This window comes from Terrabacter sp. LjRoot27 (genome assembly GCF_964254175.1).
Taxonomy (GTDB): domain Bacteria; phylum Actinomycetota; class Actinomycetes; order Actinomycetales; family Dermatophilaceae; genus Terrabacter.
The window spans coordinates 1,924,364-1,950,338 of sequence record NZ_CAXUSS020000001.1; the positions used below are offsets into that span (position 1 = coordinate 1,924,364).

The 25,975-nt window shown below is 70.4% G+C and carries 30 protein-coding genes and 1 other RNA gene; 19 read left to right on the plus strand and 12 right to left on the minus strand.

The window, feature by feature from the left end; translation table 11 throughout:
• Positions 1 to 89: 89 nt before the first annotated feature.
• An RNA gene (rnpB, locus tag ACSQ2D_RS08985) (RNase P RNA component class A) lies at positions 90 to 485 on the plus strand.
• A 276-nt stretch (positions 486 to 761) separates the two neighbouring features.
• On the opposite strand, the gene ACSQ2D_RS08990 is transcribed toward rnpB, so the two are convergent.
• The gene (locus tag ACSQ2D_RS08990; RefSeq protein WP_435985608.1) at positions 762 to 1,487 is read right to left on the minus strand and encodes a TetR/AcrR family transcriptional regulator; all 726 of its coding nucleotides are present in this window, start codon (positions 1,485 to 1,487) and stop codon (positions 762 to 764) included.
• A gap of 64 nt (positions 1,488 to 1,551) precedes the next feature.
• Between ACSQ2D_RS08990 and ACSQ2D_RS08995 the strand changes: the two genes are divergently transcribed.
• The 4 genes from ACSQ2D_RS08995 (at position 1,552) to ACSQ2D_RS09010 (ending at position 5,496) form a co-directional block, all read left to right on the plus strand.
• The gene (locus ACSQ2D_RS08995) at positions 1,552 to 2,592 is read left to right on the plus strand and encodes an NAD(P)-dependent alcohol dehydrogenase (protein WP_435985609.1); all 1,041 of its coding nucleotides are present in this window, start codon (positions 1,552 to 1,554) and stop codon (positions 2,590 to 2,592) included.
• A 96-nt stretch (positions 2,593 to 2,688) separates the two neighbouring features.
• Positions 2,689 to 3,183, plus strand: a complete 495-nt coding sequence (locus ACSQ2D_RS09000; protein WP_435985610.1) for a DUF6326 family protein — start codon at positions 2,689 to 2,691, stop codon at positions 3,181 to 3,183.
• 433 nt (positions 3,184 to 3,616) lie between these two features.
• On the plus strand, positions 3,617 to 4,396 hold the full coding sequence (locus tag ACSQ2D_RS09005) for a response regulator transcription factor (RefSeq protein WP_435985611.1): 780 nt from the start codon (positions 3,617 to 3,619) through the stop codon (positions 4,394 to 4,396).
• Positions 4,393 to 5,496, plus strand: a complete 1,104-nt coding sequence (locus ACSQ2D_RS09010) for a sensor histidine kinase (RefSeq protein ID WP_435985612.1) — start codon at positions 4,393 to 4,395, stop codon at positions 5,494 to 5,496. The genes ACSQ2D_RS09005 and ACSQ2D_RS09010 overlap by 4 nt, the downstream gene beginning before the upstream one ends.
• Positions 5,497 to 5,517: 21 nt before the next feature.
• Here ACSQ2D_RS09010 and ACSQ2D_RS09015 read toward each other — a convergent pair whose 3' ends face one another.
• From ACSQ2D_RS09015 to trxA, 6 genes are all read right to left on the minus strand, one after another.
• Positions 5,518 to 6,288, minus strand: coding sequence for a DUF2202 domain-containing protein (locus ACSQ2D_RS09015; protein WP_435985613.1), 771 nt, complete (start codon positions 6,286 to 6,288; stop codon positions 5,518 to 5,520).
• Positions 6,289 to 6,444: 156 nt separating this feature from the next.
• Entirely contained in the window at positions 6,445 to 7,512 is a 1,068-nt protein-coding gene (gene trxB, locus ACSQ2D_RS09020) for a thioredoxin-disulfide reductase (protein WP_435985614.1), read from the minus strand.
• A 2-nt stretch (positions 7,513 to 7,514) separates the two neighbouring features.
• Positions 7,515 to 8,348 (minus strand): hypothetical protein, encoded by an 834-nt coding sequence (locus ACSQ2D_RS09025; protein WP_435985615.1) that lies wholly within the window; start codon positions 8,346 to 8,348, stop codon positions 7,515 to 7,517.
• Positions 8,349 to 8,437: 89 nt separating this feature from the next.
• Complete coding sequence (locus tag ACSQ2D_RS09030; protein ID WP_435985616.1) at positions 8,438 to 8,704, minus strand: metal-sensitive transcriptional regulator; 267 nt, start codon at positions 8,702 to 8,704, stop codon at positions 8,438 to 8,440.
• An 88-nt stretch (positions 8,705 to 8,792) separates the two neighbouring features.
• A complete protein-coding gene (locus ACSQ2D_RS09035; RefSeq protein WP_435985617.1) occupies positions 8,793 to 9,191 on the minus strand; it encodes a DUF302 domain-containing protein in 399 nt (132 codons plus the stop codon).
• A gap of 70 nt (positions 9,192 to 9,261) precedes the next feature.
• The gene (gene trxA / locus ACSQ2D_RS09040; RefSeq protein ID WP_435985618.1) at positions 9,262 to 9,633 is read right to left on the minus strand and encodes a thioredoxin; all 372 of its coding nucleotides are present in this window, start codon (positions 9,631 to 9,633) and stop codon (positions 9,262 to 9,264) included.
• A gap of 217 nt (positions 9,634 to 9,850) precedes the next feature.
• Here trxA and ACSQ2D_RS09045 point away from each other — a divergent pair, with 217 nt between their 5' ends.
• The 10 genes from ACSQ2D_RS09045 (at position 9,851) to ACSQ2D_RS09090 (ending at position 18,115) form a co-directional block, all read left to right on the plus strand.
• Positions 9,851 to 10,174 (plus strand): rhodanese-like domain-containing protein, encoded by a 324-nt coding sequence (locus ACSQ2D_RS09045; RefSeq protein ID WP_435985619.1) that lies wholly within the window; start codon positions 9,851 to 9,853, stop codon positions 10,172 to 10,174.
• Between the two features lie 100 nt (positions 10,175 to 10,274).
• Entirely contained in the window at positions 10,275 to 11,657 is a 1,383-nt protein-coding gene (locus tag ACSQ2D_RS09050; RefSeq protein ID WP_435985620.1) for a rhodanese-like domain-containing protein, read from the plus strand.
• Between the two features lie 92 nt (positions 11,658 to 11,749).
• Positions 11,750 to 11,926 (plus strand): hypothetical protein, encoded by a 177-nt coding sequence (locus ACSQ2D_RS09055; protein ID WP_435985621.1) that lies wholly within the window; start codon positions 11,750 to 11,752, stop codon positions 11,924 to 11,926.
• Positions 11,927 to 12,226: 300 nt separating this feature from the next.
• On the plus strand, positions 12,227 to 13,036 hold the full coding sequence (locus ACSQ2D_RS09060) for a sulfite exporter TauE/SafE family protein (RefSeq protein WP_435985622.1): 810 nt from the start codon (positions 12,227 to 12,229) through the stop codon (positions 13,034 to 13,036).
• A gap of 94 nt (positions 13,037 to 13,130) precedes the next feature.
• A complete protein-coding gene (locus ACSQ2D_RS09065) occupies positions 13,131 to 13,757 on the plus strand; it encodes a rhodanese-like domain-containing protein (RefSeq protein ID WP_435985623.1) in 627 nt (208 codons plus the stop codon).
• Positions 13,758 to 13,873: 116 nt separating this feature from the next.
• Positions 13,874 to 14,491: a metalloregulator ArsR/SmtB family transcription factor gene (locus ACSQ2D_RS09070; RefSeq protein ID WP_435985624.1), complete on the plus strand. Its 618-nt coding sequence runs from the start codon at positions 13,874 to 13,876 to the stop codon at positions 14,489 to 14,491.
• Positions 14,484 to 15,044, plus strand: coding sequence for a hypothetical protein (locus ACSQ2D_RS09075; RefSeq protein WP_435985625.1), 561 nt, complete (start codon positions 14,484 to 14,486; stop codon positions 15,042 to 15,044). The genes ACSQ2D_RS09070 and ACSQ2D_RS09075 overlap by 8 nt, the downstream gene beginning before the upstream one ends.
• A complete protein-coding gene (locus tag ACSQ2D_RS09080; protein WP_435985626.1) occupies positions 15,037 to 15,813 on the plus strand; it encodes a DsbA family protein in 777 nt (258 codons plus the stop codon). Before ACSQ2D_RS09075 ends, ACSQ2D_RS09080 begins: the two co-directional genes overlap by 8 nt.
• Complete coding sequence (locus ACSQ2D_RS09085; RefSeq protein ID WP_435985627.1) at positions 15,810 to 16,742, plus strand: cytochrome c biogenesis CcdA family protein; 933 nt, start codon at positions 15,810 to 15,812, stop codon at positions 16,740 to 16,742. The genes ACSQ2D_RS09080 and ACSQ2D_RS09085 overlap by 4 nt, the downstream gene beginning before the upstream one ends.
• Entirely contained in the window at positions 16,739 to 18,115 is a 1,377-nt protein-coding gene (locus ACSQ2D_RS09090; protein WP_435985628.1) for an MBL fold metallo-hydrolase, read from the plus strand. The genes ACSQ2D_RS09085 and ACSQ2D_RS09090 overlap by 4 nt, the downstream gene beginning before the upstream one ends.
• 82 nt (positions 18,116 to 18,197) lie before the next feature.
• Here ACSQ2D_RS09090 and ACSQ2D_RS09095 read toward each other — a convergent pair whose 3' ends face one another.
• Entirely contained in the window at positions 18,198 to 19,022 is an 825-nt protein-coding gene (locus ACSQ2D_RS09095; RefSeq protein ID WP_435985629.1) for a universal stress protein, read from the minus strand.
• Positions 19,023 to 19,366: 344 nt separating this feature from the next.
• Between ACSQ2D_RS09095 and ACSQ2D_RS09100 the strand changes: the two genes are divergently transcribed.
• From ACSQ2D_RS09100 to ACSQ2D_RS09115, 4 genes are all read left to right on the plus strand, one after another.
• Positions 19,367 to 20,764, plus strand: a complete 1,398-nt coding sequence (locus ACSQ2D_RS09100; protein ID WP_435985630.1) for an alanine--tRNA ligase-related protein — start codon at positions 19,367 to 19,369, stop codon at positions 20,762 to 20,764.
• A gap of 256 nt (positions 20,765 to 21,020) precedes the next feature.
• Positions 21,021 to 21,581: a MarR family winged helix-turn-helix transcriptional regulator gene (locus tag ACSQ2D_RS09105; protein ID WP_435985631.1), complete on the plus strand. Its 561-nt coding sequence runs from the start codon at positions 21,021 to 21,023 to the stop codon at positions 21,579 to 21,581.
• Between the two features lie 151 nt (positions 21,582 to 21,732).
• Positions 21,733 to 22,419 (plus strand): hypothetical protein, encoded by a 687-nt coding sequence (locus ACSQ2D_RS09110; RefSeq protein WP_435985632.1) that lies wholly within the window; start codon positions 21,733 to 21,735, stop codon positions 22,417 to 22,419.
• Positions 22,420 to 22,544: 125 nt separating this feature from the next.
• A complete protein-coding gene (locus ACSQ2D_RS09115) occupies positions 22,545 to 23,555 on the plus strand; it encodes a DUF4037 domain-containing protein (RefSeq protein WP_435985633.1) in 1,011 nt (336 codons plus the stop codon).
• Between the two features lie 140 nt (positions 23,556 to 23,695).
• Here ACSQ2D_RS09115 and ACSQ2D_RS09120 read toward each other — a convergent pair whose 3' ends face one another.
• The 4 genes from ACSQ2D_RS09120 to ACSQ2D_RS09135 form a co-directional block, all read right to left on the minus strand.
• A complete protein-coding gene (locus ACSQ2D_RS09120) occupies positions 23,696 to 24,247 on the minus strand; it encodes an ABC transporter substrate-binding protein (RefSeq protein ID WP_435985634.1) in 552 nt (183 codons plus the stop codon).
• A 197-nt stretch (positions 24,248 to 24,444) separates the two neighbouring features.
• Positions 24,445 to 24,753 carry a phosphatase RsbU N-terminal domain-containing protein gene (locus ACSQ2D_RS09125; RefSeq protein WP_435985635.1) on the minus strand — a complete coding sequence of 103 codons (309 nt, stop codon included), beginning with the start codon at positions 24,751 to 24,753 and terminating at the stop codon, positions 24,445 to 24,447.
• 9 nt (positions 24,754 to 24,762) lie between these two features.
• Positions 24,763 to 25,161, minus strand: coding sequence for an STAS domain-containing protein (locus tag ACSQ2D_RS09130; RefSeq protein ID WP_435985636.1), 399 nt, complete (start codon positions 25,159 to 25,161; stop codon positions 24,763 to 24,765).
• The gene (locus tag ACSQ2D_RS09135; protein WP_435985637.1) at positions 25,158 to 25,895 is read right to left on the minus strand and encodes an STAS domain-containing protein; all 738 of its coding nucleotides are present in this window, start codon (positions 25,893 to 25,895) and stop codon (positions 25,158 to 25,160) included. Before ACSQ2D_RS09135 ends, ACSQ2D_RS09130 begins: the two co-directional genes overlap by 4 nt.
• Positions 25,896 to 25,975 lie beyond the last annotated feature (80 nt).

Sequence of the window (25,975 nt, forward strand, 5' to 3'; positions counted from 1 at the left end):
GGCCACCGATCCGCGTCGGCGCCGGGGGAGCGGCTCGCCGGTGGGCGCGGACGCAGCGGACGGCATACGCCCCTATGCTGGTGCGCGGATGAGTCGGCCAGACGGTCGCGTCAGGGCCTCGGCCCTGCCGAGGAACGTCCGGGCTCCACAGGGCAGGGTGGTGGCCAACAGCCACCCGGGGTGACCCGCGGGACAGTGCCACAGAGAACAGACCGCCGGCGGCTTCGGCAGCCGGTAAGGGTGAAACGGTGGTGTAAGAGACCACCAGCGCTCCAGGTGACTGGAGCGGCTCGGTAAACCCCACCCGGAGCAAGTCCAGACAGCACACGATCGACGCCTCCGGGCGTCGGGAAGACCGGCCCGGTCGAGTGTGCGGGTAGGACGCTCGAGCCGGCCAGCAATGGTCGGCCTAGATGGATGGCCGTCGCCACGTCACCGGTAACGGGGGCGCGGAACAGAACCCGGCGTATCGGCCGACTCATCCACTTTCAGGCCTCTGACCTGCGGCGATGTGTTCGGTCGCCCCCGTTGGTCCGCAATGGGTCCGCAGATTTCGGAGGACTCCGTCGAGGGCCCTCGTGCACTCGTCGTTGTCGCGCCTGAGTGCTCCTCCCGTTCGTCACCGCTACCGCCAGCGCGGGGCACCTGCGCATGAGGAGCAGTACTTCGGGCAATCTCGTGAGTGCCAGGCCCGAATCAAGTCGGCGGTTATGGATCTGAGCTGCGGTGCGGAGGTCCGTGCGACGGTCCGTGGGCCGTTCCTATGCGGAGGCTCTGAGGGGCTCGAGGGCGGCGAGGACGAGGTCGAGGCCGAAGGTGAACTCCTCTGCCGGGTCGTAGCCGGCAGCGACGAGCGCCGCGGCGGACTCGTTGAGGTAGGGGAACTCGTCAGGAGGTAGCTGGGGCAGGTAGACGTCCTCGGCCATGTCCGCGAACTCATCGGCGGTGTCGAAGGGCAGGCTGGCTTCCTGCAGGGCGAACCCGTAGACGTAGACATCGAGCAACCAGTTGGCGTGCGTCGCCATCACGACCGAGAAGCCAGCCCGCCGCAGGCAGGCGGTGACCGCTTCGCGGTGGCGCAGGTGCGCAGGCCCCGGCGACGTCCGCGACTCCATCAGGCCGATCGCCCACGGGTGGCGTGCGAGAACCTGTCGAGCGGAGACCGTCCGCCGTCGCATCGCCGACTGCCAGTCGGTCTCCTCGGGCGGGAGCTCGATCTCCTCGAACACGACGTCGATCATGGCGTCCAGCAGCTCCTCCTTGCTCGCCACGTAGTGGTAGAGGGACATCGCGCCCGCGCCGAGCGCGCCAGCCAGCCGGCGCATGCTCAGCCCGTCGACACCCTCGCGGTCGGCGAGCCGGATCGCCTCGACCACCACCCGCCGCTTGCTGAGCCCCGCGTCTGACTGGACCTGGCGTTGCTTCCTCACAGACACGGGCCTCCTTGCTCCTTGGAACGGCTTGACAATCGTACAGTGTACGCCCATAGTACAGCGTACGAAGTACAGTGTACGAACCAGCGAGAGCCCACCGCTGACGTGAGGAGCTTCCATGGGAACCGAACAGCGATCGAATGCTGGAGAACGCCGGGTGCCGAGGGGGAGTCCGGCTGGGGCGGCGACGATGCGGGCCGCCGTCCAGCGCTGCTACGGGCCGCCCTCGGTACTCGAGTCGGGCAAGGTCGCGCTACCGCAGCCCGGTCGAGGAGAGGTGCTCGTCAAGGTGGGCGCGGCCTCGACGCATCCCGGCGACTACTTCGTCATGACCGGTGATCCGTACGTGGTGCGCCTGGCGTTCGGGCTCCGCCGGCCGCGCCGCGGCATCCCCGGTAGGGACCTCGCCGGCGTGGTTGCAGCCGTCGGGAAGGATGTCACCGCTCCCCGCCCCGACGAGCAGGTGTTCGGCTGGAGCACCACTGGAACGTTCGCGGAGTACGCCTGCGTCCCGGCGGACCACCTCGTACCGGTGCCTGCCAACCTGTCGGTCGCCGACGCGGCAGCGGTCCCCACGTCGGCCATGACGGCGTTGCAGGCCCTGCGCGACATCGCCAACGTCGGACCGGGCCAGACGGTGCTGGTCACGGGCGCGTCGGGCGGCGTGGGCTCCTTCGCCGTACAGATCGCCAAGGCGGTTGGCGCCGAGGTGACCGGTGTGTGCAGCACCAGCAACGTCGACCTGGTCCGGTCGCTCGGTGCCGACCACGTCGTTGACTACACGAGGACCGACTTCACCCGCACCGAGAAGCGTTACGACGTCATCCTCGACAACGTGGAAGCGCAGCCCCTCTGGGCTGTCCGCCAAGCGCTGACACACACCGGCACCCTCATCCCCAACAGCGGACGCGGCGGCCGCTGGCTCGGCCCCCTTGGTCGGATCGTCACAGCGCGCGTGCTGTCCGGGTTCACCCGTCAGCGGCTGAGGCCCTTCACGTCGGTCGGGAAGCGCCAGGACCTGCTCACCCTGGCCGACCTCCTCGCGACCGGGCAGGTCACGCCGGTCATCGACCGCACCTACCCTCTCGACGAAGCAGCCGACGCCCTCCGCTACGTCGGGGCCGGCCACACCAGAGGAAAGGTCGTGATCACCCTCTGACGACCGAACCGAAGAGCACGACCCACCCCGTGTGGGTGAGCTCCCAGACCCGCCGCCACTCCGGCGGACGGACGCGCCTCTCGAGAGAAGAAACCGATGTCCCTCCGAACGAAAACCCCGAACCTGCTCGACAACCCGCTGGTCCCCCTGCAGGCCAAGCTCGCGGCAGCCTGGACCAGCTTGATGTTCCTCGTCATCTACATCGACTACTTCCACCTCTACCAGCCCGGCGAGATCGACGTGATCCGGGGTGGCGAGATCTTTGCGTTTGACATCACCCCGACGTTGATGGCCGTCTTCTTCGTGGTCATAGCTGTCCCCGCCCTGATGGTGCTGCTCTCCATGGCGCTGCCCGCCCGGATCAACCGCGCCACCAACCTCGTCGTGGCATCGCTCTACATCCCCGTCATGGTGTTCAACGCGGCAGGGGCGTCCTGGGACTGGGCCTTCTACTACGGCCTCACCATCGGCCTCGAGGTGCTGATCCTGGCCTTCATCCTGCGCTGCGCCTGGACCTGGCCGCGCACGACCTCACCGTCGATGCCAGACCTGGTCGAACCTGACCGGCCGCAGATCCAGATGGGACGGTAGGCAGTAGGCCTCGATCAAACCGCAGGTCTGACCAAGAACTTCGGTGATCTCCGGCCGTCAACGCGGTTGACCTGCCGGGCGTGTGCCCGCGACGTCCCCGGCCACCCTGTCACCACGACCCCCGGCCCCTACCGCGAGGAGAACCTCGCCTACCCGGTCGAGGTCGCCGACACCGTCCGCTACCAGCCGATCACGCAGACCACCGTCGACCTGGTCGACATCGACGGCTCTATCGGCCGGCTGCAGTCCGCCGACTCTCGGGCAGCTCGCAATCCATCGGCTCGCCAACGGGTCCGTGAACGCCGTCATCGTGGGATGCGGACCGGGTCCGGCAGGTGGCCGTGACGACGGCTCGTTCCGTGTAGGGAGTCATACCCCGGGCCGTATGCTGAGAGTGGGGGTCGGTGGGTCCGGTCCCGGTCTGGAGTGGGCCATGGTCCAACGCGTCCTCGTCGTCGACGACGAGCCGAAGATCCGTGCCGTGCTCCGGTCCTACCTCGAGGCCGAGGGATTCGTCGTCAGCGAGGCGGACACCGGCGAGGGCGCTGTCGTCGGTGCGACCACCGGTGAGGACAGGCCCTCGCTCGTTCTTCTCGACATCGGTCTGCCGGACGTCGACGGACTCGAGGTGCTCCGCCGCATCCGTTCGCGTGGGGATGTGCCGGTCATCCTCGTCACGGCGAGAGCCGAGGAGGTGGACACGCTCGTCGGGCTCCGTGTCGGAGCGGACGACTACGTGACGAAGCCCTTCAGCCCCCGAGAGGTCGTGGCTCGGGTGCACACGGTGCTGCGCAGGGCGCGACCACCGGTCACGGGGGTACCGGCCGATGCCGCTCGCGCCGACGACCTACCCGGAGGCGACGGTGGCACAGGATCCCTGGCCGCCTTGAGGTTCGACGGCCTGCGCATCGACCCCGACCGCCACGAGATCTCCCGTCTGGGCGACGAGGGCTGGGTGCCGGTGCAGCTGTCGGCCCTCGAGTTCGAGCTGCTGGTGGCGCTCGCGCGTAGTCCGGGCCGGGTCTACTCGCGAGCGCAGCTGCTCGAGCAGGTCTGGGGCTACGACTTCTACGGTGACGAAAGGGTGGTGGACGTCCACGTCGCCAGCATGCGTCGCGCGTTGGGTGACGACGCCGGTCGGCCCACGATCATCGGCACGGTCCGTGGCGTCGGCTACCGGTTCGTTCTCCCGCCGGTCGGGTCGAAGCCATGAACCGCCTCGTCGCCCGGCTCATCCTGTCCCACCTGCTCGTGGTGCTGGTGGGGGCCGCGGTGACCTACCTCGTGGTGCGACAGCTGGCCCCCGCCCTCTTCGACGAGAGCCTCCGGATGGGTGCCCGCATGGGAATGGGCCAGAACGGGGTGGATCCGGAGGCGTCCGGGCTGCTGCGCCAGCAGGTCGGCGACGCCGTCAACCAGTCACTCGTCATAGGACTCCTCGCCGGTGTCCTGCTCGCCGCGGGACTCGGGACGTTGGCTTCGGCGAGGCTGCTACGTCCGATCGTGGCCATCAGACAGGCCGCCAGACGCCTGGCCACGGGACACTACGACGCGGCCGTGCCGGTGCCCGAGGAGCGCGAGCTCGCCGAGCTCGCCACGGACGTCAACACGCTCGCCGGCGCCCTGGCGAGCACCGAGCAGCGCCGGGTCCGGCTGCTCGGCGAGGTCGCCCACGAGATGCGCACGCCCCTGACCGTGATCCACGCGAACATCGAGGGCATGATCGACGGAGTCGTGCCGGCCGCTCCGGCCCAGCTGTCCTCCCTGCAGGTCGAGGTGCGTCGCCTCACCAGGCTCGTCGATGACCTGTCGACCCTGTCGCGAGCGACCGAGGGTGCCGAGCCCCTCCACCGTGGACCTCTTGACCTGCGGGAGGTCGTGCAGCTCGCCGCCGAGAGGCTCCGCCCCCAGGCGGCGGACGCCGGACTCGAGCTCGTCGTCGAGACGAGTGAGGTCCCGCTCACGGTCGACGGCGACGCCGACCGGCTGGCGCAGGTCGTCACGAACCTCGTGGGGAACGCGATCCGGGCCTCTCACGTCGGGGGACGGGTCTCGGTGCGCTCGCGGGTCGAGGGACACGACGCGCTCGTCGAGGTGCAGGACTCCGGGGTGGGGATCGGGGCTGAGGACCTCGAGCGCGTCTTCGAGCGTTTCGTCCGCCTCGACCCCGCCGGGTCTCCAGGTTCGGGAATCGGCCTGACGATCGCTCGGGCGTGGGTCGAGGCGCACGGCGGTACGCTCTCGGCCGCCTCGGCCGGCAGGGGAGCGGGCGCGACCTTCACCGTGCGGCTACCGCTGCCACCCGGTGGCTGAGCTCGCAAGGGCGGACCAGGGTCACGTGTTCGGGCAGTCGGTGGGCCGCACTCCGGTCATGCCGGCTCCGCGGCCGGGCGTGGTCGAGGACTCTGCATCGGCCCACCCCTGCCGCATCGGGCCGGCGCCACCCTCGTGCCTGCCCATCCCAGCCCGTTCCCCGGCGCCCATGCCCTGACCTGCGCCCTGACCTGCGCCCGGCAGGGGGGTCTGGCCCGAGGCGGCGGCCTGGAAGGCGGCGAGGTGTCGCTCCGACGCCGTGCGCAGGTTGGTCAGCACCTGGCGTGCGTCCGCCAGGGTGGTGCGGGCGATCGCGCTGTCGAGGTCTGCGATGTCACGCTTCTCGAGCTCGACGCCGACCTGGTAGGCCGCGTCGAGGGACGTGAGGCCTCGCCGGAGCCACCCGTCGTAGAGCGCCTGGATGGCCGGGTCAGCGTAGCTGCCGGCCGCCAAGCCTGCGGAGGGGTCGGTGATGCCGTGCGTGGTCAGCAACGCACCGACGGCGCTCCAGTGCATCTGCTCGCTGCGGGTGATCATCGCGAAGGGCGCAGCCCCGTCGTAGTGCTCGGCGAGCGCCTGGTACAGGTCGCGAGCCATCCGCTCCTCCTCACGGTTGTACGCCAGCAGTGCAGCGTCGTTGGTGGCCTGCGTCAGCGTCACGCCCGAGCCCGGCGCCGCGGCTCCGGACTGCGCGACGGCGACACCGAGCGCGCCGGTCATGGTCACTCCAGCCAGCACCATCGCAAGGGTGCGACGCGAGGTGGGGTGGGTGCGGATCCGCTTGGTGTTCATGATGGTCATCCCTTCGATGAGGCCTCTCGGCCGGAGGCCCGGTCTGGTCCTCATCTCCAGTTCACCGCGCGACTGTGTCGCCACGACCGGCGCGAGTATGAAGGCCTCGTGAAGGCAGGTGCTGCCACAGCACGGTGCGCGGGACCGTGATGCGGGTCAGGCGCTCAGTTCGGCGCCGACCTGAGAGAGACGGCCAGCCGCCCCCTGGCCGGCCTCGTCGATGACCGCGGCCTCGGCGGGGGCCTGGGCGGGGGAGGCGGTGTCCTCGAGGGCGGCGAGGTAGTGCTCGGCGTCGAGCGCGGCGGCGCAGCCGGAGCCGGCGGCGGTGATGGCCTGGCGGTAGGTGTGGTCGACGAGGTCGCCGCAGGCGAAGACGCCGGGCACGTTGGTGCGGGTGGAGCGGCCGTCGACGAGGACGTAGCCGGCGTCGTCGAGCGCGACGGACTCGCCCTCGGTGCCCTCGCGGGGGACGAGGAGCTCGTTGCGGGGGTCGTGGCCGATGGCGACGAAGAGCCCGGTGACGGCGAGGTCGCGGGTCTCGCCGGTGACGGTGTCGCGCAGCGTGATGCCGGAGAGCTTGTCCTCGCCGTGGAGCTGGGCGACCTCGGAGTTCCAGGCGAAGCGGATCTTGTCGTTGGCGAAGGCGCGGTCGGCCATGATCTTGCTGGCGCGCAGCTCCTCGCGGCGGTGGATGATCGTGACGGTGCGGGCGAACTTCGTCAGGAAGGTGGCCTCCTCGATGGCGGAGTCGCCGCCGCCGACGACGGCGATGTCCTGGTCGCGGAAGAAGAAGCCGTCGCAGGTGGCGCACCAGGAGACGCCGTGGCCGGAGAGCTCCTTCTCGCGGGGCAGGCCGAGCTCGCGGTAGGCCGAGCCCATCGCGAGGATGACCGAGCGGGCGCGGTGGAGGTTGCCCTCGCCGTCGGTGACGGTCTTGACCTCGCCGGTCAGGTCGACGGCGGTGACGTCGTCGGTGACGAGCTCGGCGCCGAAGCGTTCGGCCTGGGCGCGCATGCCGTCCATGAGGTCGGGGCCCATGATGCCGTCCTTGAAGCCGGGGAAGTTCTCGACCTCGGTCGTGTTCATCAGTGCGCCACCGGCGGTGACGGCGCCCTCGAAGACGAGGGGCGCGAGGTTCGCGCGGGCGGCGTAGACGGCGGCGGTGTACCCCGCAGGGCCCGAACCGATGATGATGATTTCGCGGGGAGTCACGTCAGTGGGCATGGTCATGGTCTTCCGGTGGGGTGGGTCGAATCCGTGTCTGAGGGTTGCCCTGTCCGCCTCGGGGGAACGGCTGTGGGGCAGGACGGGGGAGCGGTGAGCCGTTGCGTGAGCGCGAAGCCGGCGGCGCCGAAGGACAGGGTTGCCGAGCCGAGCACGCCGGGATCGGCGATGGTGAGCCACGTCGCACCAAGTGCGAGGAGGCCGCCGGCGGCGGCGCAGGGACCGCAGCCGAGATGCAGTCGGCTGAGTCGGCCCTGTGCTGGAACGAAGGTGGACAGTGCGCTCGACGCGAGCACGAGCGCCGCAAGACCGATGGCTGTCGCCCAGGCCGATGCCTGAGGGGTCTGCGCAGAGCGGACGACCAGGCCCGTGGAGAGCGCCGCCACCAGCGTCGACGCCACGACCGCGCGCCGTGGGCTCCATCGTCGTGGGGTGGACGTCGACGACGCGAGCGGGTGCGGCGCCACCGGCGACCTCGGGCTCGAGAACGGGTGTGGCGCGTCGTCGCTGACCGGTTCGACGTGTTCGAGCTTGCCGAGCGCGTCGCCGAGGGCGCGAGCTCCACCATCGGTGTAGTCGGCCCATGCGCTCCCGTGGCGGTGCTCGTTCTCGGACCTCCATGCCCGGATGCATCGCTCTGCGAGGGTGCCAGCCGGCTCGGCTGGTTCCTGGAGGACGGACGTGCGGAGCCGGCTCAGGGCGACGACGGCTCCTTCGAAGGACTTGAGCGTCTCGCCGTGGCCCGGCGTGCCGGACGGTGGTGCGGTGGAGCACAGGGGAGCCCCGCCGGCGCGGAGCGACAGCCGTTCACGTGCCTGCTCCAGCAGCCCGTCCACGACTGGCAGGGCAGACCCGCTGACTCCTCGTGTGGCATCGCCCGTGCTGCCGGACTCGACCCGTTGCGACATGCTCCATCTCCCCGCTCTCAGGCCAGGCTCAGGAAGAGCTTCTCGAGGACGGCCTGGTCCTCGTCCTGCAGGCCCTCGGGGGAGGTGATGCACTCGCGCAGGTTGGTCGAGATGATGGCGAAGCCGGCCCGGTCGAGGGCCTTGTTGACGGCAGCGAGCTGGGTGATGATGTCCCGGCAGTCACGGCCCTCCTCGATGAGGCGGATCACGCCGCCGATCTGGCCCTGGGCTCGCTTGAGCCGGTTGATGACCGGCGTCATCTCCTCGGCGGGGGGTGTGACCATGAGTGGACCTCTCCTGTGTTGGACGGCGCCCTCCAGGGCGCTGCGGGTGTGGTGGTGTGCTCGGCGCGATCTCGGCAGGTCGCCGCGGTCAGGCAGGACGGCCGAGCGCCTCGAGCGCGCGGCTGAGACGCTCGCGTGCGTCGGCGGCGACATCGGCGAGCTGGTCGTTGCCCGTGAGCTCGACCATCGTGGCCGGGTCCATCGCCTCGACGATGGTGCGCCCTGCCCCGATCGCGCGGACGACGACGTTGCACGGCAGCAGGACTCCGATGGAGGGCTCGGCCCGGAGTGCGGCATGAGCCAGTGGTGGCCTGCAGGCGCCGAGGATCACCTGGGGCGCGATGTCCACGTCGAGCTTCGCCTTGAGGGTCGCCGCCATGTCGATCTCGGTGAGGATCCCGAAGCCCACCTCGGCCAGCTGGGCACGGGTCGCGGTGAGTGTCGCGTCGAAGTCGGCGTCGACCGTGGTCGTGAGCGTGTAGTCCATGTTCTCTCCTGGGGTGGTTGATGACGGGCGAGCGGGGGAGGGGGCGCGCCTGTGACGGCCCGGTCCAGACTCAGACGTCGGCGGTCTGCGACGCGGCGACCTTGGCCCGGACGTCGTCCATGTCGAGGTCGCGGACTGCCGTGATGACCTGCTCCAGGGCGGCGGCGGGCAGGGCGCCGGGCTGGCTGAAGACGAGGATGCCGTCCCGGAAGGCCATGAGGGTCGGGATCGAGGTGATCCCCGCAGCGGCGCTGAGCTGCTGCTCGGCCTCGGTGTCGATCTTGCCGAAGACGATGTCGGGGTGCTTCTCGGACGAAGCCTCGTAGACGGGTGCGAACATGCGGCACGGTCCGCACCAGGCGGCCCAGAAGTCGACGAGGGTGATCCCCTCGCGGGTGATCGTCGACTCGAAGTCAGCGGCGGTCAGGTTCTGCGTGGACATTGGATCTCCTTGTGTGGGAACGGTTCGACTGGGTAAGGATATACCCACCGGGGTATACAACCGACCAGCGTGAGAGATCATTCCCGCCCGACCGGCGCATACGGGCAGGGGTATGTGCGCGACGCGCCGCCCGGTTCGACGAATCGCCCTGTCGCGGGTTACGGTTCTGTCCGTGAGATACCCCCATGGGTATCAAGTCCCTACCTCAGGAGAGTGAATGACCACTAGTGCCAGCATCGACGAGCTCGCTGCCGCCGCCGCTGACGGTGCCGCCGTCGTCGACGTGCGCGAGCCCGGTGAGTACGTGGGCGGGCACGTGCCCGGCGCCGTGCTGATGCCGATGGGTCAGCTGCCGTCACGGCTCGGCGAGCTCGACCGGCACCGCCCCGTCTTCGTCATCTGTGCCAGCGGCAACCGCAGCCGCGCCATGAGCGACTACCTCACACGCGCCGGCTTCGACGCCCGGTCCGTCGACGGCGGGACGGCGGCCTGGGCCGCGGCGGGGCGCCCGATCGTGGGCGGCGCCAAGGCCTCCGCCTGACTCACCTGCCACCTGCCACCTGCCACCTGCCGCGCCGGGCCGGCCTGGCCCGGCGCCGCACCTGACCGCATACCGGTCCGTCCCCGAAAGGACCCGCCGCATGGCGACCATCATCCCCATCGACACCCCGACGCTCGGTGACCGCAGCTACCTCGCCCATGACGGGCAGGTCGCCATCGTCATCGACCCCCAGCGCGACATCGACCGCGTCCTCGACCTCGCGAAGGACGCCGGCGTCTCGATCACCCACGTCTTCGAGACGCACATCCACAACGACTACGTCACCGGCGGCTACGCCCTGGCCCAGGCCACCGGTGCTGCCTACCACGTCAACGCTGCCGACGAGGTCTCCTACGACCGCGTCCCCGTCAGCGACGGCGACGTCCTCGACGTCTCACCCGCACTGCGGATCCGGGTCATCGCCACCCCCGGGCACACCTACACCCACCTCTCGTACGCCCTCGACGCCGCGGACGAGGCGACGGGGACGCTCGAGCCGGTCGGGGTGTTCACCGGCGGTTCGCTGCTCTTCGGCGCGACCGGCCGACCCGACCTCCTCGGGCACGAGCACACGCACGACCTCGTCCACCACCAGTACGCCTCGGCCCACCGGCTGGTCGACGAGCTGCCCGAGCACACCCACGTGCTGCCCACCCACGGCTTCGGCAGCTTCTGCTCCGCGGGCTCCACCGGCGACACGACCGCCTCCACGATCGGTCGGGAGAAGACGGCCAACCCGGCCCTGACCCAGGACGAGGAGCAGTGGGTCGCAGACACGCTCGCCGGACTGGATGCGTACCCCGCCTACTACGCCCACATGGCCCCGGCCAACAGTGCCGGCCCACACGCGGCCGACCTGTCGGCCCCGGCGCTTGCCGACAAGGCCGTGCTGGCCCGCCGCATCACGGAGGGCGAGTGGGTCGTCGACCTGCGCACCAGGACGGCGTATGCCGCCGGGCACGTCACGGGCACACTGAACTTCGGCGTCGACGGCCAGTTCGCCACCTACCTCGGCTGGCTCATCCCGTGGGGCACCCCTCTGACTCTGCTGGGGGAGAGCCCCGAACAGGTCGCCGAGGCCCAGCGCGAGCTCGTCCGCATCGGCATCGACCACCTCGAGGGCGCCGCCACCGGCACCCCTGAGGACTGGACCGACTCCCCGCTCGGCTCCTTCGAGCGCGCGACGTTCGCCGACCTCGCGCAGGTGCGACACCACCGCCGCGTCGCGGTCCTCGACGTCCGCCGCGCCTCGGAGTTCACCGAGTCGCACATCGACGACGCCGTCAACATCCCACTGCACGAGCTCCTCGAGCGCCTCGACGAGACTCCCGCAGGCGAGGTCTGGGTGCACTGCGCCGGCGGCTACCGCGCCTCCATCGCCGCATCCGTCCTCGCCGCCCACGGGCACCACGTCGTCGCCGTCGACGACAGCTACGGGGAGCGCGCAGAAGCGGCCGGTCTGCCGCTGACCGCGGCCGCCTGACGCGCCGCCGAACTCTCACCACACCTCATCACCAAACTCATCACCACAACCCACCCACCGCCGAACACCGACGGTAGACAAGGAGATCCATAATGTGTCGTCCCGCCACCTGCAAGACCTGCGGCAAGACCACCTGGGCCGGATGCGGCCAGCACGTCGACCAGGTCATGCGCAACGTTCCCGCCGGCCAGCGCTGCCCCGGCCACGTCTCTGCCTCCTCGGAGGGCAGCGGGGGCGGCTTCCTCAGCCGCATCTTCGGCGGCCGCTGAGCCGCGCGGTCGGCGGCGGGTCGCTCGCCTTCGGCCCCATCACCGCCCACCCGGTCTGTGCCCGGGCGGGTCCAGCCCGGGAGTCCGCCCCCACGGACCTCCCGGATCCGATCCCGAGCCCGGCGCGTCCTGTCCGCCGAGCCGTCGCCGTCTCGCCATCCCCCAGGAGAGGCCGACGCGCTCGAGACCGGGGCTCGGACGGCACCGTCGGGGGCCCGGGCCATCCTCGTCCGGGCCCCCGATGCAGCGCCGAACCCAGAACGTCCCCCACCATCAGTAGCGTCGAAGGAGCTCCATCCCATGCCCGTGCTGGCCATACCGCTCGGCGTGCTGATCGGCCTCGCCCTCGGGGCCCTGGGCGGAGGCGGCTCCATCCTCACCGTCCCCGCCCTGGTCTATGTCCTCGACCAGGACCCGCGTGACGCGACGACGAGCTCGCTCATCATCGTGGGGATCACCTCGCTCATCGCGCTGGTACCGCACGCCCGGGCCGGCCGAGTCAGGTTCGCGCAAGGGCTGCTCTTCGGTGCCCTCGGAACCGCAGGCGCGTTCGCGGGGACAGCCCTCTCACGGTCCGTGGCCCCCAACACCCTGCTGCTCGCGTTCGCAGCCCTCATGCTCTTCGTCGCAGCGCTCATGCTGCGCCGTGTCCTCAACCCCGCTGAGCGGTCGACACCGCTGGACCCGACGGTCGAGCCGATGATCACGCTTCACCCGTTCAGCTGCGCCTGCCCACGCGTCGCCAAGGTCGTCGTGACTGCCACCCTCGTCGGTCTGCTGACCGGGTTCTTCGGTGTCGGAGGGGGATTCGCGCTCGTGCCGGCCCTCGTCCTGGCCCTCGGCTTCCCCATGCCCACCGCAGTCGGCACCTCCCTGCTGGTCATCGCCGTCAACAGCGCCACCGCGCTGACCGCGCGCGTCACCCACACGAGCAGCAACCTCGACTGGGCGCTCATCGCGACGTTCACGGCCGCCGCCGTCGTCGGCAGCCTCATCGGAGGGCGCATCGCGTCCCGGGCCAACCCGCGACACCTCACCCTCGCCTTCGCCGTCCTGCTCGTCTGCGTCGCCCTGTACACCGCCGCGCGCAGCCTCTCCCTCCTCGGCTGACACCAGCCACCGGGACCTCCGGCGCGGTGGCCGATCCGTCGCGCCCTCCCTCGGAACCCGCACGCCTCCCGGCGCGCGGAACGTGAAAGGAACCATGAGCCACAGCCCCTCCGTCCACCCCGACCCGACCACCACCCGCACCATGCCGCGCCGGCCCGCAGCGCTCGACCCGCAGGCCCTGCGGGAGTGGATGGCCGCCGACGACCGGCCACGCCTGCTCGACGTGCGCACCCCGGCCGAGTTCACGACCGCCCACATCCCCGGGTCCTACAACGTGCCCCTCCCGCTGCTGCGCGAGCACCGCGACGAGCTGCGCACCCACCTCGACGACGACGTCGTCCTCGTCTGCCGCTCCGGGGCCCGGGCCATGCAGGCCGAGACGCTGCTCGGCTCGACCGGTCTTGCCAACCTCCACGTCCTCACCGGCGGCGTGTCCGCCTGGGAGGTCGCCGGCGGCCCGCTCAACCGCGGCGCCCAGGCGTGGGAGCTCGAGCGCCAGGTGCGGCTGGTGGCCGGCGGCATCGTCCTGACCGGCGTGCTGGCCAGCGTCAAGCTCCCGGCCTTCAAGTGGGTGTCGGCGGCAGTCGGAGCAGGGCTGACGGGAGCGGCGGTGACCAACAGCTGCGCCATGGGCAAGGCACTGTCGATGCTGCCCTACAACCGCCGTACCGGACCCAGCCTCGACGCCGTGCTACGCGAGCTGGCCACGCCGGCGAGCTGACGCCAGCAGCACGGCGGCGAGGCGAGGGAATGCTATTCTCGTTTTCCATGGAACAAGCGAGAAGGACAGCTGTATCGGGCGGCCTCCACGATCCTCTTTTCGATCACCTCGCCGTCGTGGGCAAGGCGTTCGCCAACGCCAAGCGCCTGCACATCATCGAGCTGCTGGCCCAGGCCGAACGATCTGTCGACGAGGTCGTGCAGCTGACCGGCCTCGGCCTCAGCACCGTGTCGGCTCATCTGCAGATCCTGCGGGCCTCCGCCCTCGTGCGGACCCGGCGCCAGGGCACCCGCGTCTTCTACCGACTGGCCGGTGACGACGTGGCCACGCTGTTCGCTGCCCTCGGCGCTGTCGCACGCGCGCACTCAGCGGATGTCGGGGCCGCGCTCGACGCATACCTCGGCACCGGCGGGGGAGTCGGGACGCTGTCCCGTGCGGAGGTCGCGACCGGGCTGGAGAGGGGCACCGTCGCTCTGCTCGACGTGCGACCGGTCGAGGAGTACGCCTCCGGCCACATTCCGGACGCCGTCTCCATGCCGTTGGAGGACCTGGTCGCACGGGTAGAGGAGCTGCCCTCCACCGGAAGGCTCGTCACCTACTGCCGCGGCGCGTACTGCGTCATGGCCCACGACGCGGTGACCCTGCTCGGCTCCGTCGGTCGGGAAGCGGTGCGCCTCGAGGACGGGTTCCTCGAATGGCGCCGAGAGGGTCTGCCGGTGGTCTCGGGTGCCTGAGATCGCGACCATCCCGGCGCCCAACCCCAGCCCGGCCTCTGCGGTCGCGGCGTGGACGGCACGCCAGTGGGTGACGGTGCTTGTCGGATCGGTCGTCTCCGCCCTGCTCGTCGCCGTGCCGACGGACCTGCTCGACACTCCGCTGTTCGGCCGTGCGGTCCCGCCGACGGCCTGGGCCTGGCCGTCGCTGGCCGTCTCGTCCCTGCTGTCCGGCCTGCTCCTGGCGACCTACGTGTCGCAGCCTCGGTCAGCACGGCCGGCAGACTCGGCCGACGCGCGCGGCGACCGATGGAGCTCACGCGGCTGGCTCGGCGCAGCGCTCACCTTCTTCGCGGTCGGCTGCCCCGTGTGCAACAAGGTCGTCCTCCTCGCCCTCGGCTACTCCGGCGCGATGCGCTGGTTCGCGCCGCTCCAGCCGCTCCTGCAGGTCGCAGGGATCGCCGTCCTCAGCTGGGCCCTCGTTGCCCGACTGCGCTCGAGCCTGGCCTGTGCCCCGCCGCGCACGCGCGCCAAGACCTTGACCGTCACTCCCGAGGAGAAGTGTCATGACTGACCCGTCCCCACCACGCGCGCGGCGCTCGGTGCTCGTCCCCGCCGCCGTCGCTGTCCTTGCCGCACTCGTGGCCGTCGTCGCCTTCGTGGCCTCCCACCCGTCCTCGAACCCGGCTGCGGGCACGGCCCCGCCGAGCTCGGCCGGCACCGGTCCAGCAGCCGTCATCGAGACCCCGAGCGCCGATGCGTCCACCACCGACCCCGTCATCGAGATGCTCAAGGGTCTCGCCCGCCGCACACCCGGCGACCCGATGGCCCGAGGCAAGACCGACGCGCCGGTCGTACTCATCAGCTACTCCGAGTTCCAGTGCCCGTTCTGCGGCAAGTTCGCCCGTGACACGGAGCCGACCCTGATCCGCAAGTATGTCGACGCCGGTGTCCTGCGCATCGAATGGCGCGACTTCCCCTACCTCGGCGACGAGTCCACGACCGCAGCCGTGGCCGGGCGTGCGGCTGCCGCCCAGGGCAAGTTCTGGCGGTTTCACGACGCGCTGTACGCCGACCAGCAGCCCCCGAACAGCGGCAGGCTCACCACAGCCTTCCTCACCGACGTCGCTCGAAAGGCCGGCCTCGACCCGACCCGCTTCGCCGCGGACCTCCGGAACGCGAGGCTGCGTGACGCGGTCGAGAAGGACTTCGCGGAGGGACAGCGGATCGGCGTCATCGGCACCCCCGCGTTCCTCGTCAACGGGACGCCGATCATGGGCGCCCAGCCGACCGACGTCTTCGAGCGGGCCATCGAGCAGGCTCGGGCGGCGGCCGCCTCGTGACCGAGGTCGGCCTCATCACCGCCCTCGCGGCCGGCGGGCTCTCGCTCATCTCCCCGTGCAGCGCCCTGCTGCTCCCGTCGTTCTTCGCGTACGCCTTCTCGAGCCGTACCGCTCTCGTCGCGCGTACGGGCGTGTTCTACATGGGTCTCCTGCTGACGCTGGTGCCATTGGGCACGGGGGCCGGTGCCGCGTCCACGATCTTCTACGGCCACCGCCAGCTGCTCGTCACCGTCGCGGGCTGGCTGCTCATCGCGATGGGCGTCCTCACGCTCGTCCTGCCCAGCCTGAGCCTCGGAGGCCGGTGGTCCGGCGCCCTTGCCGCGGCGTCGGGGCGTGCTGCCTCCGGTGTGGCTGATGCGTCCTCGGCCCGTGGGCGCTGGCTGTCGACACTCGTGCTCGGTGCGGTCTATGGTCTGGCGGGGTTCTGCTCGGGGCCGGTCCTCGGCGCCATCCTCACGCTCGCCGCGACGCAGGGCGGCCCGGTCCAGGGCGGTCTGCTCCTGGCGATCTACGCCCTCGGCATGGCACTGCCACTCTTCGTCCTGGCCCTGCTCTGGGACCGGTTCGACCTCGGACGGCGTCGCTGGCTGCGCGGGAGGCCTCTGCGGCTCGGGCCGCTCGTGACGCATTCGACGTCGCTGGTGTCGGGGCTGCTGTTCGTCGTCATCGGTGTGCTCTTCATCGCCTTCGACGGCACTGCGGGCATCGTCGGGAACCTCGGTCTCGACACCTCCGAGCTCGAGTTCGCCGCACAGGACGCGCTGGCCGCGGGGGTTGCTGACGTGCCGGTGTGGGTTGCCCCGGTCGCCGTGGCGCTCGTGGCATCGATCGTCGCCGTACGGCGCGCCACGACTAGGGAACATACCCCTGGGGGTATGCGTTGCGACAGTGACGACGTTTCCAGCCGCCCTCGAAGGAGCGACCCGTGATCTTCACCCAGTACTACCTCGACTGCCTCTCCCAGGCTTCGTACCTCATCGCCGACGAGACGACCGGCAAGGCCGTGATCGTCGACCCCCGACGCGACGTCGCGGGCTACCTGGCCGATGCCACCTCCCGAGGTCTTCAGATCGTGGGCGTGGTCAACACGCACTTCCACGCCGACTTCGTGTCGGGCCACCTCGAGCTGGCCCGGGAGACCGGTGCCTGGATCGGCTACGGCGAGGCTGCCCGGACCGACTTCCCCGTGCGCCACCTGGCCGACGGCGAGCGCATCTCCCTCGGAGACGTGACCCTGGAGATCATGGCGACCCCGGGCCACACGCCCGAGTCCATCTCGGTGCTCGTCCACGAGCACGCTCGGGACGACGTCGCCTACGGCGTCCTCACCGGCGACGCGCTGTTCATCGGCGACGTCGGTCGTCCGGACCTGCTCGCGTCGGTCGGCGTCACTGCCGAGGAGCTCGGCAGGATGCTGTATGACTCGGTGCAGCACCGCCTCATGGCGCTGCCGGACGCCGTCCGCGTCTTCCCAGCGCACGGCGCGGGGTCGGCGTGTGGCAAGAACCTCTCGACCGAGCGCCAGTCGACGATCGGCGAGCAACGGGCCGTCAACTACGCGTGCCAGCCGATGAGCGAGGAGCAGTTCCTCGAGGTCGTCACGGCCGGGCAGCCGGCGGCTCCCGCGTACTTCGTCTACAACGCCACCCTGAACAAGCAGTCCCGGAACGTGCGTGACGTCGACGCCGAGGTGCCGGCGCTCGACGCCGCGGGCGTCGAGGCGGCGCTCGCCCGCGGTGCCCGTGTCCACGACGCCCGCGACGTCCAGGAGTACGCCACGGGACACCTCCGCGGCTCGGTCAACGTGCCCGCCGACGGACGCATGGCCGAGACGGTGGGCATGGTCTTCTCACCGGACGACGAGATCGTCGTCATCGCCCCAGAGGGACAGGAGCAGGAGGTTGCGACCCGGTTCGCCCGGATCGGGTTCGACCACGTGGTCGGCTACGTTGCCGAGCCCGACGCATACCTGCTCGCGCACCAGGACGACACCGAGCGGGCCAGCCGGCTCACCGTGGTCGAGGTCGACGTGGCATCCGCGCGTCCCGACGTGCAGATCGTCGACATCCGCAACGCCGGAGAGCTCGAGGCGGGAGGCCTCCCCGGGGCTCGCCACATCCCGCTTGCCGAGCTGTCGCGACGCACGTCCGAGCTGGATCCGGACCGGCCCGTCCTGCTCTACTGCGCGGGCGGCTGGCGCAGCTCGGTCGGCGCGAGCCTGCTGCGCTCGCAAGGCTTCGACGATGTGTCCGACATCCTGGGTGGGTTCGGCGCGTGGGAGCGCGCGCACGTCACCGCGTGATCGGGTTGAGTCGATGGGCGCCTCCGGCCTCCGGGCGGGACTGCGAGATCCTCCGCGGCTCCTCGACTCCGCCGCGGAGGAGTCAGCGGTCGCCACTCTCCTCAGGCGCGCGGGCGATCAGCACGGAGCACTGAGCATGGTGGATGACAGCGTGTGCGGTGGATCCGAGGACGGTACGACGGAGCCCTCCGATGCCTCGTGTGCCCATCACGACCAGGTCGGGGCCGTCAGCGGCGATGGTGTCGAGGATCGTCGCCCGGACGTCGAAGGTCGCCGTGTGGGGTAGTGCAGCCAGCAGCCGGGTGCCGGAGAGCGTGACCCCGCGGGTCTCGAGGAGCCGCACAGCCTCCTCCACCCCGCGCTCGACGTCAGCGTGCTCCTCGCTGACGCCCAGGACCGTGACCTCGGTCGTGTCGATCCACGGGAGGCCGACGAGAGTCTCTGCAGCCCTCTGAGCGTGGACCGAGCCGTCGACGCAGAGCAGCACCTGTCGGCTGGGGCGTGCCGATCGCACGATGACCAGTGGCGTGAGCGGGCGATGCGCCGAGATCAGCCATTCAGCCGTGCTACCGATGAACAGGTGCTTCAGCCGTCCCGTGCCACGGGGTCCGATGGCCATCAGCGCCGCGTCGCTGAACGAGTCCAGGACGAGCCGAGGGTCGGCCTCCGCCATCAGGTGCTCCACCTGCGTCGCGCCGTCGGCGAACAGACGCCGCGGTGCCGGCGGTTCCCAAGGGTGTGGGGATGACCGCTCAGGGCCGACCGATGCGGTCAGAGGGGTCCTCTGCGCCGTGACCACGGAGATGCGCCAGCCTGGCCAAGGGTGGTTGTTGATCCACAACCAGACGACGTCGGCGGCCGCTGATCCGTCGTCGCCGAAGACCAGGTGCCGGCTCTCCGTGTTCATGTGTGGCCCTTCCTTCGCCGGTCTTCGGGATGTGACCCAGCAGCTCGTGCTTGCCCACCGGGCGGATCCCGAGGACCGCGCCGGCCCTGGGAACCCGGCACCAGGTGCTCGCGAGCGGCCGGGGGAGACCCCTCCAGGAACTATGCCCCGTCTGGGTCGGGGTGTCTCGTGATCCCCTGAGACGGGTCTCCGGGGGCGGCACCCGTCGCGACGCCGTGGAGGCGGGTCGTGTCGGGCAGGTCGTGTCGCGCCGTCGGGCTCGGGCGCCGCCCGCCACGCGCACGAGTGACCGCAGGTTCAGGACGCCTGTGGACGAGTGGGCGTTTGTGGTGTCGACTGGGCACGTGGATGCCGACGCGATCCGGGGCGCGTTCCTGGACTACATGACCGAGCAGGGCCACACCGTGATACCACGGGCGCCTCTCATCCCTCGGGACGACCCGACGACGCTCTTCACCGGGAGCGGCATGCAGCCGCTGCTGCCCTACCTCCTCGGCGCCGAGCACCCCGCCGGCACCCGGCTCGCCGACAGCCAGACGTGCCTGCGCGTGCAGGACATCGAGGAGGTCGGCGACAACCGGCACACGACCTTCTTCGAGATGCTCGGCAACTGGAGCCTCGGCGACTACTTCAAGGACGAGCAGATCCCGCAGTTCTGGACCTTCCTCACCGAGAAGGTCGGGCTCGACCCGGACCGCATCTACGTCTCGTGCTTCATCGGTGACCCGGCCCACGGCATCCCCAAGGACGAGGACTCCGCCACCATCTGGACGCGGCTCTTCGCCGAGGCGGGCATCACGGCCGACCAGGTCGAGGTCGACACCGAGGAGCACGCCGCGCAGGTCGGCACGGGCGGGGCGCGGATCGCCTTCTACGGCAAGAAGAACTGGTGGTGCCGCGGCGGCAAGGCCGAGGACATGCCGGTGGGGGAGCCCGGCGGGCCCGACACGGAGGTCTTCTACCTCTTCCCGCACGTCGAGCACGACCCGGCCTACGGAGCGCAGTGCCACCCGAACTGCGACTGTGGCCGTTTCATCGAGCTCGGCAACTCGGTGTTCATGGAGTACCGCCGCACCGAGACCGGCTTCGAGCCGCTGCCTCGCCGCAACGTCGACTACGGCGGCGGGCTGGCCCGGATCGCAGCCGCCGCTCTCGACACCTCCGACGTCTTCCGCATCGGGCTGCTCTGGCCCATCGTCGCGCGGCTGGAGGAGCTGTCCGGCCGGTCCTACGATGACGAGACGCTCGCGATGCGGGTCATCGCCGACCACCTGCGCGGCGCGACCTTCCTCGCCATCGACGGGGTGCGCCCGAGCAACAAGGCCCAGGGCTACGTCATGCGTCGGCTCATCCGCCGCGCCGTCCGGTTCGCCTTCGACCTCGGGCTGGAGGAGAACTTCTTCCCCGACGTCATCCCGACCGTGGCCGGCATCTACGACGTGCACTACCCCGAGGTCAAGGAGCACACCGATGACATCGTGGCGCTGCTGTCCAAGGAGGAGCAGTCCTTCCGCCGCACCCTGCGCAAGGGCCTGAAGCAGCTGGAGGGCTATCGGGGAACGGGGGTCACGGGCGCCGAGCTCTTCGTCCTCTACGACACCTTCGGCTTCCCGGTCGAGCTGTCCACCGAAGAGGCGCGCACGCAGGGCATCTCCGTGAGCGACACGTGGCGTGAGGAGTTCGACGAGCAGATGGCGGCCCAGCGGGCGCGGTCCCAGCGCGCCACGAACCTCCACGTCTGACATGGCGCCGCCGTCGACGCCGGACCGATCGGCACCGCAGTGGGATCTGGCCGGTCTTCTGGGGCGTTTCGGCCAGGACCTCACGAGCGTCGTCGACAGTCATCTCGGTAGTGAGTGGGCGGAGAACGACGAGATCCTCACCATGCTCGCCCTGCGTCATGACATGGGTCCGACGACGCGTGAGCTCGCCGGTGTGGGCGGTCTCAACCGACGTGCCGTCAGTCGCCTCGTGAGCCGGCTGCGTCATGACGGGATCGTGACCACTCGCAACAGCCCGTTCGATCGCCGAAGCGTCGTCGTGGAGCTGACACCGCACGGCACCGCCAGCTTCGCGGCGCTCGAGCGTGACGTGGTCTCTCTCTTCGAGGCGCATCGAGGGACAGCCGCACAGATCTGCGACCTGCTGCACTGCGGACCACCTCAGGGTGGGAGCCAGCACGACCCCCTGGGTCTGCTCGAACACCTCGTCCGCGCCGGCGCGGAGCTCGTTGGCAGCATCGAGTCGGCTGCCGGCGACTCCATGACCGGGAGCCAGCGCACGGCCCTCGTACGCATCGCCGCCGAGCCCGGCCTCCGTCCCGTCGACCTCGTGCCAACTCTGGGCCTCGGGCGCTCGGGAGTGGCGTACGTCGTCGACCAGCTCTGCGACAAGGGCTTGGTGACACGATCGCGGGACGCGGTCGCGGACGATGCGAGAGCGGTCGTTCTCAGCGTGACCTCGGAGGGCTGGACGGCCGCGCGGTCGGTGAGCGAGGCGGCAGCCGTGCACCGGCTGCGCTTCGGACCGTTGTTCGCTGCGGTGCGCGACTGGGAGTAGCTGAGGCTTGCCGGTCCCGTGGCATGCAAGGTCGACGGAGCTGATCGCGCGACTGGCGCCTCCTCGTCGGCGGGGTGCTCTCCGGCCTCGCCGCCGCTGCCGGCGCCCTGGTCCTGCTGCGTCGCCGGCGCCCCGCGGTGGGACAGGACTCATGAGCCGGCAGGCCTCCTCGCGGCTGCTCGTGACCCGGCTCGTCGCCGTCGTGACGGTCGCTGCGGCCGTCGCGTCCGTGGTGCTCGTCCGGGCGTGGCTCCAGCAGCCCGACGACACCGCGCTGGCCGCGGGAGCCGGGCGGACGGCATACACGGGCGGTCACGTGACCCGTGACCTCGACGGCACGCCCGTCGTGTGGGACGCGGCACCCGACGTGGCCCGCGCTGGGGCGCTGGCCACCGGTGGGAGGTTCGTCGCACCCCGGCAGCAGGTGTCCGTGCCGCTGCTCAGCGCGTCGGTCGTCGGCGGCGTCATCGTCCCACCGACGTTGACGGACGCCTATGTCATCCGCGACTTCGGCCGTCTCGACGACACGACGACCGGGCTCGTCGTGGTGGCCATGCACTCCGTGCGAGGCGGCCGCGGACCGGGCAACGCCCTCTTCGAGCCGGGGTCGGGGCGCACGCCACACGTCTCGGTCGGTGACCGGCTCGCCGTCGACGAGACCGACTACCGGGTGACAGCGGTGCTCATCGAGCCCAAGGGCGCCGCTGCCACCGACCCACGGGTGTGGGGCAGGTGGCGGGAACGTGGCGACGAGCTCGCGGTCATCACCTGCCTGCTCGACCCGCACGTACCGATGACCCGGCAGGACAACCTCGTCGTGCTCGCCCGCCGGACGTGACGAGGGACCTGCATCCGTCGGGTGTGCGGTCACCAAATGGGCGAGACCCTGTCGATGCTGCCTGTACCCGCCACTCACCTGCATGAAGGGGTCCACACTTGGTTTCCGTGGAGGAGGCCGATGGCGTGTCGACGTTCGTCCCGGGTGCCGAGCTGAGCCGGCGGTTGTACGACGAGGTCGTGCACCCTGTCATGCGCGCCAGGTTCCGCGACCTGCCCCACTCTGCTGCGCTCCTCGGCCGTGGGTCGGAGGTGCTGGGCTTCGATGACGAGATGTCGACCGACCACGACTGGAAGCCACGCGCCTTGGTGTTCCTCACGGAGGCGGACGAGGCGCGCCGCGGCGACGAGGTCCGGAAGGCGCTGGAAAGGGACCTGCCGGCGACCTTCGCCGGCCACCCGACGGCCCACGAGGTCCACACCGTTCGTGGTTACGTCCTGCAACAGCTGGAGCTGGACATCGCGCGCGACATCGAGCCGCGCGACTGGCTGACGCTGCCGGAGCACGCCTTGCGCGCGTTCACCGCGGGCGTCGTCTTCCACGACGGGGTGGGCCTGCAGGCGACGCGGGACCGTCTGGCCTACTACCCCCACGACGTCTGGCTCTACCTGCTGATCGCCGCCTGGTGGCGCGTGCACCCGGAGATGAACCTGGTCGGCAGGGCAGGAGCCACGGGCGACGAGCTGGGCTCCTCGCTCATCGGCTCGCGTCTCGTCTCGGACCTCATGCGGCTCGCCTTCCTGATGGAGCGGCAGTACGCGCCGTACTCGAAGTGGTTCGGCACGGCCTTCTCACGTCTTGCGTGTGGCTCGGAGCTGACGCCCCTCCTGTGGGACGTCGGGCGCGCAGAGGCGTGGCAGGACCGCGAAGCTGCCCTGATGACGGCCTACGAGAGGTTGGTCGCGATGCACAACGCCCTCGGGCTGACGGCTCCGGTGACCACCGAGGTCGTGCGCATGTGGGACCGGCCCTTCACCGTCGCCTGGGCCGACATCCCGGACCTGCTCCTGCCCCTGATCCAGGACGCAGCGGTGGTCGACATCGCGCACCGATGGCCGGTCGGACCCGTGGACCAGTTCCGCGAGCTGATCTGGGCGCCGAAGAACCGGCACCTCCTGCTGCGTCTCTTCGACTGACACGGCGCGGCGACCAGTGCCGAGGCACTGATCCGGTCGTGCAGAAAGCAGCCGAGGCGGAGGGGGCGTCGGTCCGTGAAGGACCGGCGCCCCCTCCTCGGGTGAGATCAGACCCGTGTATGCAGCGGGGCGAGCAGCCGTCAGAGGCCGAGCAGGCGGTTCAGCAGGGTGGCGAGCCCGTTGACACCACTGCCGTCGAGCAGCCCGGTGATGGCGCAGAGCAGGTTGCCCAGCAGGTTGCCGGCGCCGGTTGCACCGGTGATGTTCAGCACGACCTGGTTGAGGTCCACCACGAGTCCGAGGACATCGAGGTGCAGCGGTCCGAGAACGAGGTTGAGGATGTCGCAGGAGCCCGCCGCCGTCGCGCCGGCCACTGTGGTCGTGACGGTCTGGGTGACGGGCACGACCGCCCCCGTCAGGGTCGTGAGCGTGCCGGTGACGACGCCGGTCACCGCGAGCTGCCCGTTCTGGTTGGTGAACGCCGTCGGCGTGAACGAGCCGGCGAACGTGCCGACCCCTGCGATGACCTGGTTGATCGTCGAGGTGGCCGTGGTCCGAGGCGTGCTGGCTGCCTGGGCAGCCGACGGAGCTGAGGACGGTGCCGCGGACGCGGCGGCAGCGGGCACGAGCCCCAGCGCCGCGGTCGTGGCCAACGTGGCTCCGGCGGCGCACAGCTTGGTGGTCAGCTTCATGAGTGTGACTCCTTGATCGGTCTGCTTACCGGCCTCGTGGGCCGTCGGTCACACCTGAAGAGTCCGTCGCCGTCATGGCATGACGCGGGGTCGCTTCGACGGCATATGTCCAGATGCACGGCCCCCGGCGTCGTGACGCTCCGAATCTCGGGGACTGCCACGTCATGCCACCACCCCCAAGGCGTCCGGGTCGCGGCTCAGGGGTCGAGCACGCTCCGGTTGGTCATGTCGTATGCCGCGAGCACCTCGAGCAGCAGCTCACCCGCAGTCTCGAAGATCTCGGGGTGGCCCGCGGCGCGTGTCTCGTCCAACAGCTCGAGGCTCGAGTCGTGGTGCACCCGGCAGACATCGAGGAGGCTGATGCCTCCGGTGAAGGCTCGCCGCCCCAGGTCGTAGGCCGCTTCCCTCGCAGCCTCGTCGCGACGGGGGAGGAAGCGACGGAGGACCAGGCGGTAGTTCTGCCTGAAGTCCTCCGGGCTGATGTGGTCCCTCGCCTGTCCGGGCATCGTGATCCGTCAGGCCTCGGATGCGTCAGGAGCCGGACGGTTCGACCCGTGCTCGGCGAGAAGCGCGAGGCCCTCCTCGAGGTCCAGCGCGGTCGGGACGGCGCCGGTGCCCATGCCGAGGCGAACCATGGTGAAGGCCACCTCCGGCTGGATGCCGACGAGGACGGTCACCGCCCCTCGAAGGCGCGCCATCTCCGCGATCCGTCGCAGGGTGAGAGCAGCGAAGGAGTCGATGACGTCCAGGGCCGCGACGTCGATGATGACGCCGCGGGAGCGGTGTTCACCGATCTGGTCGACGAGGTCGTGCTCGAACCTGATGAGCTCGGAGTCGTTCAGGGCAGTGTGCACCGACGCGATCAGGGTCGATCCCTGCCGCATGATGGAGACGAGCGCCGGTCCGCCGTTCACGAGCTGGTGCTGACCTCCTTCCGGGTCACGGTGTAGCCGAGGAGCCGCTCGGCCTCCTCGAGACCCCCTTGCAGGTCACCGATGGTGTTCATCTTGCTGAGGTCCACCCCGATGGTGACGAGGGTCTGCGCGATCTTGGGGGAGAGACCCGTGATGATGACGCTCGCGCCCATCAGGCGTGACGCGTCGACGGTCTGCACGAGGTGGTTCGCCACCGACTCGTCGACGTCGGGGGAGCCGGTGATGTCGATGACGACGACCTTCGCGCGGTGCTTCCGGATGCCGGAGAGGAGCTGCTCGGTGAGCTGTCGCGCGCGTTCGCTGTCCAGCACGCCGATGATCGGCAGGATCAGGAGCCGCTCCCGGACGGGAAGCACCGGGGTGGACAGCTCGCGGATGGCGTCCTGCTGCTGGCGGATGACGCGCTCGCGTTCGTCGACGAAGCTGACGGCGACCGTGTTGGCGATGCGGTTGGCCGCGGGCTCGTAGGCGTCGAGCACCTCGTTGAGCATGGAGAAGTCCCGCTGGTACTTCTCGAAGAGTGACCGGGCGAGGACGTCGCGGAGGAGCAGCACGATGCCGACGACCTCATGGGTCTCGACGCCTCGCGGGATGATGCGCTCCGAGAGGTCCCGTGCATAGTGCTGCAAGGCTTCGACGTTGCCGGTCTCGAGCACCTCGACGTAGTTGTCGTAGACCGACGTGGTCTCGGCCGCCATCTCCTGGGGCGTCATGGCAGTCAGCAGGTGCGCTTGCTGGATGCGCTGCGACCACTCCTCCTGAAGGCGGGTCCGATGCTCTCGAAGGTGAGCCA

Bases quoted from the DNA above. Each gene is read 5' to 3' on its own strand.
- ACSQ2D_RS08990 (WP_435985608.1), bottom strand. From the start codon at position 1,487: ATGGGCGTACACTGTACGATTGTCAAGCCGTTCCAAGGAGCAAGGAGG.
- ACSQ2D_RS08995 (WP_435985609.1), top strand. From the start codon at position 1,552: ATGGGAACCGAACAGCGATCGAATGCTGGAGAACGCCGGGTGCCGAGG.
- ACSQ2D_RS09000 (WP_435985610.1), top strand. From the start codon at position 2,689: ATGTCCCTCCGAACGAAAACCCCGAACCTGCTCGACAACCCGCTGGTC.
- ACSQ2D_RS09005 (WP_435985611.1), top strand. From the start codon at position 3,617: ATGGTCCAACGCGTCCTCGTCGTCGACGACGAGCCGAAGATCCGTGCC.
- ACSQ2D_RS09010 (WP_435985612.1), top strand. From the start codon at position 4,393: ATGAACCGCCTCGTCGCCCGGCTCATCCTGTCCCACCTGCTCGTGGTG.
- ACSQ2D_RS09015 (WP_435985613.1), bottom strand. From the start codon at position 6,288: ATGAACACCAAGCGGATCCGCACCCACCCCACCTCGCGTCGCACCCTT.
- trxB (WP_435985614.1), bottom strand. From the start codon at position 7,512: ATGCCCACTGACGTGACTCCCCGCGAAATCATCATCATCGGTTCGGGC.
- ACSQ2D_RS09030 (WP_435985616.1), bottom strand. From the start codon at position 8,704: ATGGTCACACCCCCCGCCGAGGAGATGACGCCGGTCATCAACCGGCTC.
- ACSQ2D_RS09035 (WP_435985617.1), bottom strand. From the start codon at position 9,191: ATGGACTACACGCTCACGACCACGGTCGACGCCGACTTCGACGCGACA.
- trxA (WP_435985618.1), bottom strand. From the start codon at position 9,633: ATGTCCACGCAGAACCTGACCGCCGCTGACTTCGAGTCGACGATCACC.
- ACSQ2D_RS09045 (WP_435985619.1), top strand. From the start codon at position 9,851: ATGACCACTAGTGCCAGCATCGACGAGCTCGCTGCCGCCGCCGCTGAC.
- ACSQ2D_RS09050 (WP_435985620.1), top strand. From the start codon at position 10,275: ATGGCGACCATCATCCCCATCGACACCCCGACGCTCGGTGACCGCAGC.
- ACSQ2D_RS09055 (WP_435985621.1), top strand. From the start codon at position 11,750: ATGTGTCGTCCCGCCACCTGCAAGACCTGCGGCAAGACCACCTGGGCC.
- ACSQ2D_RS09060 (WP_435985622.1), top strand. From the start codon at position 12,227: ATGCCCGTGCTGGCCATACCGCTCGGCGTGCTGATCGGCCTCGCCCTC.
- ACSQ2D_RS09065 (WP_435985623.1), top strand. From the start codon at position 13,131: ATGAGCCACAGCCCCTCCGTCCACCCCGACCCGACCACCACCCGCACC.
- ACSQ2D_RS09080 (WP_435985626.1), top strand. From the start codon at position 15,037: ATGACTGACCCGTCCCCACCACGCGCGCGGCGCTCGGTGCTCGTCCCC.
- ACSQ2D_RS09095 (WP_435985629.1), bottom strand. From the start codon at position 19,022: ATGAACACGGAGAGCCGGCACCTGGTCTTCGGCGACGACGGATCAGCG.
- ACSQ2D_RS09110 (WP_435985632.1), top strand. From the start codon at position 21,733: ATGAGCCGGCAGGCCTCCTCGCGGCTGCTCGTGACCCGGCTCGTCGCC.
- ACSQ2D_RS09120 (WP_435985634.1), bottom strand. From the start codon at position 24,247: ATGAAGCTGACCACCAAGCTGTGCGCCGCCGGAGCCACGTTGGCCACG.
- ACSQ2D_RS09125 (WP_435985635.1), bottom strand. From the start codon at position 24,753: ATGCCCGGACAGGCGAGGGACCACATCAGCCCGGAGGACTTCAGGCAG.
- ACSQ2D_RS09135 (WP_435985637.1), bottom strand. From the start codon at position 25,895: ATGACGCCCCAGGAGATGGCGGCCGAGACCACGTCGGTCTACGACAAC.